A 14,412-nucleotide genomic window follows, 5' to 3' on the forward strand; every position below is an offset into this window, starting at 1 on the left:
CACCCTCCCTTACTTGTAGCAGACGGTCTTCACCGCCTCGACGACTTCGCCGACATTCGGCAGGGCCAGCTTTTCAAGGTTGGCGGCGTAAGGCATCGGCACGTCCTTGCCGGCGATCGTCAGGATCGGCGCATCGAGATAATCGAAGGCCTGCTGCATGACGCGGGTGGCGATTTCGGTGCCGACGGAAGACTGCGGGAAGCCTTCCTCGACGGTCACCAGACGGCCAGTCTTCTTCACCGATTCGATCACGGTCGGCATGTCCATCGGACGGATGGTTCTGAGGTCGATGATTTCGACGTCGATGCCTTCCTTTTCCAGTTCGGCCGCCGCCTTGATCGCATAGGTCATGCCGATACCGAAGGAGACGATGGTCGCGTCCTTGCCGACCTTGTGGATCCGCGCCTTGCCGATCGGCAGCACGAAATCGTCCATCTTCGGCACGTCGAAGGAGTGGCCGTAAAGGATTTCGTTCTCGAGGAAGATCACCGGGTTCGGATCGCGGATAGCGGCCTTCAAGAGCCCCTTCGCGTCGGCTGCCGTATACGGCATGATGACCTTGAGGCCTGGAATGTGGCTGTACCAGGCGGCGTAGCACTGGGAATGCTGGGCGCCGACACGGGCGGCAGCGCCGCTCGGGCCGCGGAACACCATCGGCGCACCCATCTGGCCGCCGGACATATAGAGCGTCTTGGCGGCCGAGTTGATGATGTGGTCGATCGCCTGCATGGCGAAGTTGAAAGTCATGAATTCGACGATCGGCTTGAGGCCGGTCATCGCCGCACCAACGCCGACGCCGGCAAAGCCATGTTCGGTGATCGGGGTATCGACGACACGGCGGGGACCGAATTCCTGCAGCAGGCCCTGGGTGATCTTGTAGGCGCCCTGATATTCGGCGACTTCCTCGCCCATGACGAAGACGTCGTCGCTGCGGCGCATTTCTTCCGCCATCGCATCACGAAGGGCTTCGCGAACCGTGGTCGAGACCATTTCGGTGCCGGCCGGAATGTCCGGATCGGAAGCGACTTCGACCTTCGGCTGGGCGGCAACGGGTGCGGCAGCCGGAGCAGGCGCTTCAGCCTTCGCAGGCTCGGCGGCCGGTGCGGCAGCCTTGGGTGCGGCAACGTCACCGACGCTTTCGCCGTCTTGCAGCAGGACAGCGATCGCCGTGTTGACCTTGACGCCTTCGGTGCCGGCGGCGATCAGGATCTTGCCGATGGTGCCTTCATCGACGGCTTCCACTTCCATGGTCGCCTTGTCGGTTTCGATCTCGGCGATCACGTCGCCCGAAGTGACCTTGTCACCCTCGTTTTTCAGCCATTTGCTGAGCGTGCCCTCTTCCATCGTCGGCGACAGAGCGGGCATCAGAATTTCAATAGGCATGATGTTTTCCTCGTCCCGGTCTTAAAGCAGAATGTCGGTGTAGAGCTCGGATACATCCGGCTCCGGATCGGCCTGGGCGAAATCGGCACTGTCGGCGACAATATCGCGGACATCCTTGTCGATCGCCTTCAGTTCGTCCTCGCTCGCCCACCCCTTTTCAAGGATGCGCGCCTTCACCTGTTCGATCGGGTCGTGCTCGGACCGCATCTTCTGCACTTCGTCCTTCGAGCGATATTTCGCCGGGTCGGACATGGAGTGGCCGCGATAGCGGTAGGTCTGCATTTCAAGGATGATCGGCCCCTTGCCGGCGCGGCAATGCTCGACAGCCTCGTCGCCGGCCGCCTTGACCGCGCGAACATCCATACCGTCGACTTGGAGGCCGGGAATACCAAGCGCAACACCGCGCTGGGAGAAATCATGGCCAGCCGAAGCGCGCGATACCGAGGTACCCATGGCGTAGCGATTGTTCTCGACGATGTAGATCACCGGCAGCTTCCACAGAGCAGCCATATTGAAGCTCTCGTAGACCTGGCCCTGGTTGGCAGCGCCGTCGCCGAAATAGGCGAGCGAGACGTTGTCATTGCCGCGATAGCGGTTGGCGAAGGCGAGGCCCGTGCCGAGCGATACCTGCGCGCCGACGATGCCGTGGCCGCCGTAGAAATTCTTTTCCTTGGAGAACATGTGCATCGAGCCGCCCTTGCCGCGGGAAAGTCCGCTGCGACGACCGGTGAGCTCCGCCATGACACCGCGCGCGCTCATGCCGCAGGCCAGCATATGGCCGTGGTCACGATAGGCGGTGATAACCTGATCGCCTTCCTTCAGCGCCATCTGCATGCCGACGACGACAGCTTCCTGGCCGATGTAGAGGTGACAGAAACCACCGATGAAGCCCATGCCATAGAGCTGGCCGGCTTTTTCCTCGAAACGCCGGATGAGAAGCATTTCGCGGTAGGCCTTCATATCGGCATCGCGATCGAACTCGGCAACAGTACCGTTGACGAAGTCCTTCTTGGCGGGTTTGGCGGCTGTTTTGCGGCTGGAAACGGACGCGGTTTTTCGCGGGGCCATTCATTCCTCCCTGATGGTTGCCTTTTGCCGGTACCATAGGGAAAGAATGCCGCCACAGCAATGCCATATTTGCATGGCTTATATTCTTTATAAATATATGATTTTATTATACAATTTATGATTAACCAGATTTCGGTTAATTCGTGAACTCAGTGAAATATCACGATTTCATCGGCGCGCGACATGTTCAGCCCGAAGCGAGCCTTTTCGTCCAGCATGTCTCGTTCGAGCGAACCATCGCTCAACAACGCCACTTCTTTTTCCAGCGTCTTGCGCTGCTCGGTCAGCTCGTCCAGACGCGTCTGGCGCTCGACGCGCTGGCGGTCGAACTTTTCCGTCGCCTTCAAGCCGAACTCGCCATGAATGGAATGGTAGCCGAAATAGGAGAGAAAAGCGACGGCGATCAGCGGCATGACAAACCGCCCGAGCTTCCGTTTCTTATGGTGTTTGGTCCACATCGATCATGCCCTGATACGCAATACACAGGCATCCTACCGGTCATTGATTAACCGACCGTTGACCATAACAGGCGGCAACAAAAAACCCGCGTCCGTTTCCAGACGCGGGTTTCATCATTTCAGCGCGTGACCGAATCAGCCGCGCAGGATCGAGCGGCCGGCATATTTCGCCTGAGGCCCCAGCTGTTCCTCGATACGGATCAGCTGGTTGTACTTGGCAAGCCGATCGGAGCGCGACAGCGAGCCGGTCTTGATCTGCCCGCAATTGGTGGCAACTGCGAGGTCGGCGATCGTCGAATCCTCGGTTTCGCCGGAACGGTGCGACATGACGGCGGTGTATCCGGCCTTGTGGGCGGTCTCGACAGCGTCGAGCGTTTCGGACAGCGAACCGATCTGGTTGACCTTGACGAGGATCGAGTTGGCGACGCCCATCTTGATACCGTCGCGCAACCGCGCGGAGTTGGTGACGAACAGGTCGTCGCCGACCAACTGCACTTTCTTGCCTGCGAGATCGGTCAGCATCTTCCAGCCGTCCCAGTCATCTTCGGCCATGCCGTCCTCGATCGAGGCGATCGGGTACTTTGCAGCAAGCTCCGCCAGGTACTCGGCCATCGCGCCAGGCTCCAGCGTGCGCCCCTCGCCTTCCATGACGTACTTGCCGTCCTTGAAGAATTCGGTGGAGGCGCAATCGAGGCCGAGGAACATGTCCTCGCCCGGCGTGTAGCCGGCCTTCTCAATCGACTTCATGATGAAATCGAGGGCTTCCGACGCGCTCGACAGGCCCGGCGCAAAGCCGCCTTCGTCGCCGACATTGGTGTTGTGGCCCTTGGCTGACAGTTCCTTCTTGAGAACGTGGAAAACTTCCGCGCCCATGCGAACGGCGTCGCGCAGCGTATCAGCGCCGACCGGAAGGATCATGAATTCCTGGAAGTCGATCGGATTGTCGGCATGGGCGCCGCCGTTGATGATGTTCATCATCGGCACCGGCAGCAGGCGGGCGTTCGGGCCGCCGACATAGCGGAAGAGCGGCAGGTTGGAGGCTTCCGAAGCGGCCTTGGCAACGGCGAGCGACACACCCAGGATGGCGTTGGCGCCGAGACGCGACTTGTTGGCCGTGCCGTCCAGTTCGATCATCGTCGCATCGATATGGAGCTGGTCTTCTGCGTCCATGCCGCCGATGGCTTCGAAGATCTCGCCGTTGACGGCTTCGACAGCCTTCTCGACACCCTTGCCGAGATAACGCGTGCCACCATCGCGCAGTTCGACGGCTTCATGCGCGCCGGTCGAAGCGCCCGAGGGAACGGCGGCGCGGCCAAAGCTGCCGTCTTCGAGATGGACGTCGACTTCGACGGTCGGGTTACCCCGGCTGTCGAGAATTTCGCGGCCGATGATGTCGATGATTGCAGTCATGATCTCTTCCCTGCTTCAAACATGGTGGTGGACGGATGGTCCTGTCATAATTCATGGACCGGAAATTACAATGGCGGGCGCGGCAATTGCTCCCCCGCGCCCTGGCCTTCAAGAAAATTTCACAAAGGCCGCATTCAGCGCTTGGCGATCGCGTCAAAGGCAAGCAGCGTCTCGAGAAGCCGCGGCATGTCCTTGAGGTGCACCATGTTCGGTCCGTCGGACGGTGCGTTGTCCGGATCCTCGTGCGTCTCGATGAAGACGCCGGCGACACCGACGGCAACGGCCGCACGAGCCAGCGTCTCGACGAATTCGCGCTGGCCACCCGAGGACGAGCCCTGCCCGCCCGGTTGCTGCACGGAGTGGGTTGCATCGAATACGACCGGCGCACCGAGGCCAGCCATGATCGGCAGCGAGCGCATGTCGGAGACGAGCGTGTTGTAGCCGAAGGAGGCGCCGCGCTCGCAGAGCAGCACATTCGGATTGCCGCTTTCGGTGAACTTGGCAAGCACGTTCCTCATGTCCCAAGGCGCGAGGAACTGGCCCTTCTTGACGTTGATGACGCGGCCTGTCTTGGCAGCGGCGACCAGAAGGTCCGTCTGGCGGCAGAGGAAGGCCGGAATCTGCAGGATGTCGACCGTCGGGGCGACAAGTGCACACTGCTCCTCGGTATGAATGTCGGTCAGGACGGGAAAGCCGTATTCCCCCTTCAGGTCAGCGAAGATTTCCATCGCCTTTTCAAGCCCGATGCCGCGCTTGCCGGCGATCGACGTGCGGTTGGCCTTGTCGAAGGAGGATTTGTAGACGAGGCCGATACCGAGCGACTTGCAGAGTTCAACCATCGTGCCGGCGATCATGAAGGCATGATCGCGGCTTTCCATCTGGCAGGGACCGGCAATCAGCGACAGTTTCTGGGCGTTGGAAAACACGACCTGGCCCGCGCCGCTGCCGGCGACTACATTTGCATTTGCCTGCATGATTATTCTCCGAATACGAAAATGACACCCTGCCCCGGCGCTTCCGGAACGATCAGGCGATTGTCTTTTCTGGTGAAGGACACCGCGTTGGCAGTGAGAAGATGCTCGGTCGCTGACACGTCGGCGACCTTGAAGACGACGGCGCGGCCGCGCAGACCGCGGGAATGACCCGGCGTTTTGCGATCGAAGAAGCCGGACATGCCGGCCTGATTGAGGACGGAAATCTTGACGCCGTTGCGCGTTTCGATGTCCATGCCGAAGGAATGCGCGGAAACCGCGCGCTCATCGACCGCTTCCTGCAGGATGTACTGGAAATCGGTGGGGTTCGGCTCCGACAGAACGACCTCACTGAGGCCGATGACGCCGTTGGCGTGAGTTTCGAGCGCCGACCTGTCGGACGGAAGCGGCATCACGCGCTGACAGGTAAAAAAGAAGAAATCCGGCGAACGCAGATCGGCGGCGAAGGCAAGGCGGAAACTGCCGGTTGCCTGCGAGCCATCCGGCAGCGTCATCGGGCGGGAAAATTCCAGCATCTCGCCGGCCGAAATACCGGCTTTGCGGAAGCGAGCATGATCGGCCGCCGCATCATCGGTGCTGAGCACTATTGCCGAGAACCCATCTTGACCCCGGCGAAATCGATGGGCCTGATCGCGGGCGACGAAGACGTTGCCGGCGAGCGCTGCTAATTCGCATTCCTCGCGCTTGGCGATCCCCAGCGGCTCAAGATAGGTCTTGTCGGCAAAGAAGACGCAGGCGTTTTCTGTCCCGAAGGGGTGAAGCGCATCGGCGGCGACCGTGAAGCCGAGCATTTCCAGACGCTGCCTCGCCGCCGAGAGGTCTCCAACCGGCAATACCAGATGGTCGAGCAGGCGGGTTGTGCGAGTGGCTGCGGTCATGACATTTCCTGAGACTGGCCTTCGGCAGGTGCTTTGCCCGTTTTGACCGTCGATTTCAAGGAAATGTTCAATCGAGTTTGTCGCGGGCGACGGGCTAAACGTGAAAGACCCGGCGTTCGGCGCGCCGAGCCTTTGTGATTGTATCGACGAAATCGCCGATCAGGTACGGGTGATCGAGGCGCCGCCATCGACGAGCGAGGCGGTGCCGGTCACGAAGGCGGAATCGTCGGAGGCGAGGAACAGAACCGAGCGGGCGAGCTCTTCCGGGGCTGCGACGCGCTTCAGGGCATGCAGGTTGGTGATGAAGGACTGCGATTCCGGCGTGTTGTTCATCTCGCGGTACATCGCGGTATCGACGGCACCGGGCAGGATGGCGTTGATGCGCACGCCCTGCGGGCCGAATTCGGCCGCAAGAGCCTGCGTCAGGCCGATCAGGCCGGACTTGGAGGCGGCATAGGCGGCGACACCTGGGAAAGCAAAGCTGTAACCGACGAAGGTCGAGGTGAAGATCACCGAGCCGCCGCCATGCTTGACCATTTCGGCAATCTGGTGCTTGGCCCCGAGGAAGGAGCCGGTCAGATTGATAGCGATGGCATCGCTCCAGCCCTGCTCGGAGACACCGGTTGAAGGACCGGCTTCGCCGAGCGTTCCGGCATTGTTGAAGGCGATATCCAGGCGGCCATAGGTCTTGACGGCCAGTTCCACCAGAGCCTTGGCATAGTCTTCCGAACGGACGTCACCGGCAAGGGCGACGGCGTCTCCGCCTTCGGCCTTGATTTCTGCGACGAGTTCATCGAGCTCGTTCTGACGACGGGCGCCGACGACAAGCTTGGCACCTTCGGCTGCGAAGAGCTTGGCGGTGGCGCGACCAATGCCGGCGCTGGCGCCAGTGACGATTGCAACTTTCTGAGACAGGCGTTCCATGATCTTCATCCTCTTTTGCTTTGGGCCGAGGCGCCGTCTGGCCGTCTCTTTCAAACCCTTTGCTTGAGGCGAATATGGCCTTCTTTCTTCGTTCGGATTAGTCTGCAAATCATGGAACTCGTATCCGGAAAAACCGAACGATGATGAAGCTCGACGGCATTGCAAGTTTTGTCGCAGTCGCGGAAAGCGGTTCGATCAGCGAGGCGGCGCGGCGTCTCAGGCTATCGAAGTCGGTGGTCAGCGAACGGCTGGCCGAGTTGGAGCGCGGCCTTGGCGCAAGGCTGCTGCATCGCACGACGCGTAAGCTGACGCTCACAGAAGATGGCAACGCCTTCCTCGATCGTGCCAACCGCATCGTGCAGGAGATTGAGGAGGCAACGGCCGACATGGCCGAACGGCGTGGGACGATTTCGGGGCCCTTGCGGATCTCGGCGCCGGTGACCTTCGGGCGCATGCATCTCGGGCCGGCACTCTACCCGTTCCTGACGGCACATCCAAAGCTGCATCTGACGCTTGACCTCGATGACCGGCGGGTTGATGCGGCCGCTGACGGCTACGACGCCGTGGTCCGCAACGGACCGATCGCCGATTCGCGGCTGATGGCCTGGCGGCTGGCGCCGAGCCGCCGGGTGCTCGTCGCCTCCCCGGCTTATATCAGGGAAAATGGAAAGCCGGGCTCGATCGAGGAACTCGAACGGCACCGCGGCATCTTCTACACCAATCGGGGCGTCGCCGACTGGCGCTTCCCTACTCCCGCCGGGACAGTCCTCGTGCGCGGGCAGATGGGGTTTGGTGTCAACAATGGCGACATGATAAGGGACGCGGCCGTCGCCGGGCTGGGGATTGCGCTCGTGCCGATGTTCGCGGTCGGGGAAGCGGTGGAAGCGGGCAAACTTGAGACCATCGACATCGGCGTCCAGCCGGAGCTCGAATATATCCACATCGCGCACCCGGAAGGCAGGCGCCCCTCTGTCAAACTGCGGGCGCTCGCCGATCATCTGCGTGCCGCGTTCGGCACTCCGCCCTATTGGGATCCTGCGCTTTCAAAGTGAGGCATCTGGGTCAGTCGCACGAGCGCAGCTGCTTGGCATAAGTGCCGGCAATGTTTGCCGAGCGTTGCGCCGCGCGCTGCAGTTGCGCATTGCCGCGCCAGGCGCCCTTCGCATAACCGCCATCTCCCAGGTAATAGGCGAGATAGAGGCTGTAGGCGTCGTTGCGGGCGATGCCGTTCTTCTTGCTGCTCTGGTTGTGGTACCAGGCAACGAAATGGACGGCGTCGGAGAATTTCGTCCGGCGTGCCATCCAGTGGCCGGTCTCTCGCTTGTACTGCGACCACGTACCGTTCAGCGCCTGCGAGAAGCCGTAGGCGCTCGACTGGCGCTTCCAGGGAATGAAGCCGAGAAGCTTCGTGCGCGGCGGCCGGGCATTCGGGCGGAAACCGGATTCGGTATAAATCGTCGCCATCAGGATCGGCACGGGAACACCATATTGCCGCTCCGCATGCTCGGCAGCCCGCCGCCAGTTGTTGAACCAGCCATCGCGCTGCTCGAAGATGGCGCAGGCGTTTCTTGTTTCTCTCGGGGCGGTCGCACACCCCGCCAGAAGCAGAAGGGCGACGATAAACGCAATACGCATCGCTCAGGTCTCTCACACTTGGAGAGATTACTAACCGGTAAACGTTAAAGAGACGTTTTTAGATAAATTTGATGCGGTGTTTCGGCGTGCCGTCAGCCTGCACGGTTCAGTTTCAATGCATGGATGCGGGCCGATCGGATGGCGCCGACGCCCGAGGCGATACGGACGGACCGGACCGGCTCGAAGCCTTCGATCCGTTTCGTTCCGGCCCAGCGGCCGCCATCGGCGAAGACTTCGATCGAACCGACATCGAGGAAAATGCGCAGGCTCTGCGGCCTCGCACCGGTCGCAATGTAACTCGGCCCCGTTTCCTGCTCCGGTGCAGCATAGTTGATGGACAGCCCCTGCCCGCTGACACTGACGCCAAGCGTCACCAAGCGATGATCAAATACCAGTTCGAAGGCGGCGCCCGGCTCGGTCAGGTCGATAACAATCTCGACGGCGCCATTGTCAAACGCCACCACGTCTCCGGCCATCAGCCGGCTTTCATCGACCAGCCGCGCCCGCAAAGTCTCAACCGCCGAAACAGGCGGCGTCAAAATTTCATCGTCCCGAAGCAGCAGGTTGCGCGGCAGGGTCATGGCCGTCGGAAAATCGATCGTGTGGGAAACGTCGGCCCAGTTCGCCAGCCAACCGATGCCGACCGCCGTGCCCTGATCGACAAAAGCCTGGAAGGCATAATTGTCAGTACCGAAATCGAGTTCCTGTTCGAACTCCGCCAAGAATCGGACGCCATCGAACCGGCCCACGGCAATAAGGGTCAAATTCTTGCGTCCCGTCTTCTTTTCAAAGCTGTTCATCAGGCCGTAGATCAGTCCCCAACGGGTCTCGGGGCCATCCGCCGGTCCGTCCAGCGGGATCAAACAGGGACATTCGATGACGGCCGTCCCGAACCGTTCCTCCAGCAGAAGCGTGCCGGCGAAACGCCAGCCATCTGCCGCCGTCGGATCGTCCGTCTCATAGAGAAGAATGACGCCGCCCTGATGGCTGAGGCTGCCGAGGACCATTTTCCACAGACCGTCGGGCCCCTTGACCACATAGGGATCGCGGAAATCGAGCGTCAGTCCCAAGCCGGACGGCCTGTTCGCCAGGATCACTTCGGCCTGGCTGGCGGTAATGATGTTGTGCGAGGTCGCCGTCAACTGGATCTGCGTTTCCGGAATGCGTTCGCTCACCTGCTCGGTGAAGAAGACGCGGATACCTGCGTCGGTTTCCAACGGAATGGCAGAGCCGGAAAACGCTCCGCCCCGCCGATCCGGCCGCGCGGTCAGATCTTCGGACGGGAACAGGAAGATCGGCATGTGATGCCAATGAATATAGTCGGTGGAGATCGCATGCCCCCAATGCATCGTGTTCCACCGAAGCCCGTGCGAATAGTGCTGGTAGAACAGATGCGGACGCCCGCCAAAGCGGCCAAAACCGTTCGGGTCGTTCATCCAGCCGAAGGGCGGGCGGAAATGATAACCGTGCGGCACCGGCGCCGGGGCGTTGGCGACACTGGTGTGCATGACCGTAATGCCCTTGTCGACGACCTCCGCCGCATTGAAAAAATAGGCGACGGAGACAGCCGTCGTCGCGGTGTCGTAGACGCAGGCGAGATCACCGCCGCTCACCGCGACAAAAGTGCGGAAGACGTATTCCTCGGAATTGCTGACCGACACATCACCGATCTTCTCACTATTGAGGACGAAGGCCATGGTGCCCGGCGCGTCCGCGCCTGTCGCCTTCAACCACACATGCAGCGTCGCGCTGACCGGCACCTCGGCCCGCAGCGTGCGCAGCGTCTCGACCGTTGTCGCCTGCGCTGTATCGCCCGTCATGTCCGCTCCACTCCTTCATCCAATCCGATCCTCTGCAACAGCGACCTAGCGCCGAAGATCGGGATGTAAAGAAGGCAATCCCCAATCGGCTGGCAGCCCGAAACGTCCCCGCGCGCCGAACGCCGTGGTTTTCGAAAATGCATTCATCCGGACGGGGCACTGGAAACCGTCTCTAACGAATAAACATATGTGACGCCTTCCAGCGCCCCGTTTGGCGTTCTCGGGAGCTTTCCTCCCTACAGACCCCGACTTCGGACCCTCTGCCTCGGGACGACTTCGTGGCGCAGGTCTCCGGTTCCGGCATTAAGCATCACGGTTCCGGTACGTCACGCGTCCTGTCCCGACATGTGCACCCACAGATGCGCCCGCCCCAGAAGGACGGAGGGGATCCATTTTCCGGGGGCTCTCCTTCCGGTCCGCCTGACGTTCGCAGCCTCCTGATCGAAGGCCACGAGGCTTCCCGTGGAGCGCCAGCCCTGCCTCGCCGCAAACGTCTTGCGGTGTATCCGTGACAGGACGCCATGATCATGACACAGGTTTTCCGGGCGGGGATTTGCGGGGATGATTTTTTCGGAGAATGCTGTTGTCGCAAAAATCCGATTTTGCGACAAGAGGGCATCGCGTTGGTTTCTCGCTAAACAATGCCAAGAGAGATCCAATCGAGAACATAGGTCGGGCCGACAGACCCTACCTTGAATGTCTTTTGGGCAATGAGGGGCAACACAAGCCCTCGTCGATAAGCGAAAAAAACCTACACCGGTCCCCGCAAATGCCTCGCCTTCCGCAATTGCGGAAACCAACACCACCACAGAGCCGATACCCCGATCGTCGCCGCGCCGCCGATAATCACCGCCGGCACGGCACCGAAGGCCCAGGCTGAGATGCCAGCGCGGAATTCGCCAAGCTCGTTTGAGGCGCCTAGGAACATCATGTTCACCGCGTTGACACGTCCGCGCACGGCGTCGGGCGTCCAGAGCTGGATCAGCGTCTCGCGAACATAGACGCTCACCATGTCAAAGCCGCCCAGCAGGCCGAGCGCCAGCACCGACAGCCAGACTTCCGTCGAGGCGCCAAACACGGCGATGAAGAAACCGACAAGGGCGACGCAGACGAACATGATTAAGCCGGCATGGTCTTTCACGGGATGGCGCAACAGGAAGGCCGCCACAAGGATCGAGCCGATGCCAGGCGCTGCGCGCAGAAGGCCGAGCCCCCACGGGCCGACGGTGAGAATGTCGCGCGCATAGACGGGCAGCAGCGCTGAGGCTCCACCGAGCAGCATGGCGAAAAGATCGAAGGAGATGGCGCCGAGCACGATCTTCTCCTTCCAGATGTAACGGAAGCCGGCCACCAGGGTTTCGAAGCTCGGCTTCTCCTTCTCACAGGCGCCCTTGGCGCTCGCCAAAACGCGGACGCCTGCCGCGAGGACCGTCGCGACGGCAAGCAACACGAAGGAGGTGATGTATGCAACTTCGGGCGAGATACCGTAGAGCAGGCCGCCGGCGACCGGCCCGAACACGGTAGCAATCTGCCAGGAGGACGTGCCCCAGGCGATGGCGCTCGCGAGATCTTCCGCCGGTACGAGGTTGGGCATCAACGATTGCTGTGCCGGCCCGAAGAAGGCGCGCAGCGTGCCGAGCACGACGAGCGTACAGAAGATCGGCGCCACCCCGTGCTCCCCCATCATGGTGAACATGAGCAAGGCCAGCGCGCACAACCCCTCGCCTATGATGCAGCCCGTCATGATCAGCACGCGGTTGAAGCGGTCGGCGACAGCGCCGGTCACCAGCACGAGCAGGAAGGCGGGTAGGAACAGCGTGAGGCCCACGATGCCGAGATCGAAGGGGTCGCGCGTGAGGTCATAGACCTGCCAGCCCACCGACACACCCATGATCTGGGCGGAGAAGCTGCCGAGGAAACGGGCAATCCAATAATGACGAAAGCCGGCATAGCGAAAAGCGCCTGCGCGCGGCGAAATAAGTCCAGACATGATGGGGAACCGCTAAAAATCGATTTGCTTTGCTCTAACAAGCACTGGCGCCGTCCATTACGGCAGATGGAAGCCATACCTTGATCTGTTGATCCGTGAGGTTAGCACCACACAACATAGTCGCTACACGGCAGCCTTTCAGGGCAGATGCCTGCGCAAGAACAGCTGCGAGCCCCGCCGCCCCGGCTGGTTCGACGAGACGCTTCCATGTTTCATGAGCAAATCGCATCGCATCCAGAAGCTGATCGTCATCCACGAGAACGACGTCATCGATCGTGTCTTTAAGCCAGCCGATGGCCGACGGGACGGGAATCCGGACGGCAATTCCATCGGCAATCGTGCGTGCCTCCGGTGTCGAGATCACGTCACCCGATTTGTAGGAAAGAGCCATGCAAGGCGCGCCCTTTGCGGCAACGGCCACGACCCTTGTTCGCGGTGATCGTGATTTGAACCAGCATCCTATTCCGGCCGCCAGAGCACCGTTGCCAAGCGGAATGAAAGCGGCGTCAATATCTTCGACCTCTTCAGTCAACTCAGCCGCAATCGTTCCTGCCCCTTCAGCGATGGCTGCGCTCGCTCCGTCCTCGACGAACTGCAGGTTCCGTTCGACGGCGTAACTTTTGGCGGCCTCCTTTGCAGCGTCAAAATCTTCTCCGGTGAGCAAGACCTCCGCCCCAAACCTGCGCATGGCTTCGATTTTCAACGGATTGGCGTTCATACTGGCGAACACGATCAGAGATCGCCCATGCCGCGCGGCATTATAAGCAAGTCCCTGACCGAAGTTCCCGGCTGATGCCGTGACCAAAGGAGTTCTGTCGCCAGCGAGGTCGGCGAGAAAATACCCCGTACCGCGCCCCTTGAAGCTGCGGATCGGATTTTCCGTTTCGTCTTTGGCGACAAGCGACAGCGCGAGCCTATCGGAGCGCAACACATTGGTATTCAGGAAAATCGGATCGATTTTCTTGCGGGCATCGTCAATTTTGACGGCTGAAAGAGGTGCTTGTTTTGTCATGGAGAGATGGTATGAATTTTCAGCGCGGAAAAACCGCGCTCATGACAAATTTATAGCGGAATTTCTGCATATAGGCTTGGTTATACGCTGTGGACGATATTGATCGAACTATTCTTTCGATGCTGCAGGAGAATGCCGACATTCCCGGCAAGGCCATTGCTGACGCGGTCAATCTTTCCACCTCGGCCATCGAACGCCGAATCAGCAAACTGAAGCAAGATGGCATCATCCAGAAGATCGTGGCGGTGGTCAGTCCAAAAGCCGTTGATCGCACCTTGTCCATTCTGGTTGAGCTTGAAATCCAAAACGAACATCGACACACGCTGGAGCAATTCCAGCGATGGCTGGACCGTGCGCCTGAAGTTCAGTCATGCTGGTATGTCACCGGCGACATGGACTATGTTTTGCTTGTGGCCGTCCGCAACCTTGAGGAATACAATGCCTTCATTGAGCGACTTATGGGTGAGCAACAGGCGCTCGTGCGAAAATACAAGAGCCTGATCGCACTCAAAACGGTCAAGCACGGCTTGGGACTTTCCGTCCTTGAATAAAAATGCTTTTTACTGGCGTGGCCTACGCAGCGTAGCCTGTCAAAATTGATCCTGCGGTTCAAGTCAAGATCGATGCGACCATAAGGGGTCACGTGGCTGTCAATAAACAGCGTGAGGCCACGATAATCATCCGGCGTCATCTGCCCTGCCCACTTCGGCTCGACCAGTACGGTCTGAAGCATTCGCACCGAAGCCTTCAACGAATATCGGCTTATCGCGCAACTCCCTAAATTTCGCGACAAGCTCCACCTATTGGAAACTCTGGACGTTTCCGTCGCAAAAAATCGTCCG

General features: G+C 60.3%; 13 protein-coding genes. 2 read left to right on the forward strand and 11 right to left on the reverse strand.

All coding sequences use genetic code 11. The features are described from left to right. Positions 1-9 precede the first annotated feature (9 nt). From ACSQ3F_RS18230 to ACSQ3F_RS18260, 7 genes are all read right to left on the reverse strand, one after another. Positions 10-1,383, reverse strand: a complete 1,374-nt coding sequence (locus ACSQ3F_RS18230; RefSeq protein ID WP_436101520.1) for a pyruvate dehydrogenase complex E1 component subunit beta — start codon at positions 1,381-1,383, stop codon at positions 10-12. 21 nt (positions 1,384-1,404) lie between these two features. After that, positions 1,405-2,451: a pyruvate dehydrogenase (acetyl-transferring) E1 component subunit alpha gene (pdhA, locus tag ACSQ3F_RS18235; RefSeq protein ID WP_436101521.1), complete on the reverse strand. Its 1,047-nt coding sequence runs from the start codon at positions 2,449-2,451 to the stop codon at positions 1,405-1,407. A gap of 149 nt (positions 2,452-2,600) precedes the next feature. Beyond that, the gene (locus tag ACSQ3F_RS18240; RefSeq protein ID WP_436101522.1) at positions 2,601-2,909 is read right to left on the reverse strand and encodes an FtsB family cell division protein; all 309 of its coding nucleotides are present in this window, start codon (positions 2,907-2,909) and stop codon (positions 2,601-2,603) included. Positions 2,910-3,044: 135 nt separating this feature from the next. Continuing rightward, complete coding sequence (gene eno, locus ACSQ3F_RS18245) at positions 3,045-4,319, reverse strand: phosphopyruvate hydratase (protein WP_436101523.1); 1,275 nt, start codon at positions 4,317-4,319, stop codon at positions 3,045-3,047. A 134-nt stretch (positions 4,320-4,453) separates the two neighbouring features. Next, the gene (gene kdsA, locus ACSQ3F_RS18250; protein WP_436101524.1) at positions 4,454-5,293 is read right to left on the reverse strand and encodes a 3-deoxy-8-phosphooctulonate synthase; all 840 of its coding nucleotides are present in this window, start codon (positions 5,291-5,293) and stop codon (positions 4,454-4,456) included. 2 nt (positions 5,294-5,295) lie between these two features. After that, positions 5,296-6,189, reverse strand: coding sequence for a VOC family protein (locus tag ACSQ3F_RS18255; RefSeq protein ID WP_436101525.1), 894 nt, complete (start codon positions 6,187-6,189; stop codon positions 5,296-5,298). Between the two features lie 159 nt (positions 6,190-6,348). Next, entirely contained in the window at positions 6,349-7,113 is a 765-nt protein-coding gene (locus tag ACSQ3F_RS18260) for an SDR family oxidoreductase (RefSeq protein WP_436101526.1), read from the reverse strand. Positions 7,114-7,253: 140 nt separating this feature from the next. On the opposite strand from ACSQ3F_RS18260, the gene ACSQ3F_RS18265 reads away from it, so the two are divergent. Further along, positions 7,254-8,165, forward strand: a complete 912-nt coding sequence (locus tag ACSQ3F_RS18265; protein ID WP_436101527.1) for a LysR family transcriptional regulator — start codon at positions 7,254-7,256, stop codon at positions 8,163-8,165. A 10-nt stretch (positions 8,166-8,175) separates the two neighbouring features. On the opposite strand, the gene ACSQ3F_RS18270 is transcribed toward ACSQ3F_RS18265, so the two are convergent. The 4 genes from ACSQ3F_RS18270 to ACSQ3F_RS18285 form a co-directional block, all read right to left on the reverse strand. After that, the gene (locus ACSQ3F_RS18270; RefSeq protein ID WP_436101528.1) at positions 8,176-8,748 is read right to left on the reverse strand and encodes a transglycosylase SLT domain-containing protein; all 573 of its coding nucleotides are present in this window, start codon (positions 8,746-8,748) and stop codon (positions 8,176-8,178) included. A 92-nt stretch (positions 8,749-8,840) separates the two neighbouring features. Then, positions 8,841-10,568: a GH32 C-terminal domain-containing protein gene (locus ACSQ3F_RS18275; RefSeq protein WP_436101529.1), complete on the reverse strand. Its 1,728-nt coding sequence runs from the start codon at positions 10,566-10,568 to the stop codon at positions 8,841-8,843. A 751-nt stretch (positions 10,569-11,319) separates the two neighbouring features. Next, positions 11,320-12,558: an MFS transporter gene (locus tag ACSQ3F_RS18280; RefSeq protein ID WP_436101530.1), complete on the reverse strand. Its 1,239-nt coding sequence runs from the start codon at positions 12,556-12,558 to the stop codon at positions 11,320-11,322. A gap of 34 nt (positions 12,559-12,592) precedes the next feature. After that, positions 12,593-13,570: a threonine ammonia-lyase gene (locus ACSQ3F_RS18285; RefSeq protein ID WP_436101531.1), complete on the reverse strand. Its 978-nt coding sequence runs from the start codon at positions 13,568-13,570 to the stop codon at positions 12,593-12,595. An 89-nt stretch (positions 13,571-13,659) separates the two neighbouring features. Between ACSQ3F_RS18285 and ACSQ3F_RS18290 the strand changes: the two genes are divergently transcribed. Then, positions 13,660-14,121, forward strand: coding sequence for an Lrp/AsnC family transcriptional regulator (locus ACSQ3F_RS18290; RefSeq protein ID WP_436101532.1), 462 nt, complete (start codon positions 13,660-13,662; stop codon positions 14,119-14,121). Positions 14,122-14,412: the final 291 nt, after the last annotated feature.

Source organism: Pararhizobium sp. LjRoot238 (assembly GCF_964252955.1).
In the GTDB taxonomy this organism is placed as follows: domain Bacteria; phylum Pseudomonadota; class Alphaproteobacteria; order Rhizobiales; family Rhizobiaceae; genus Pararhizobium.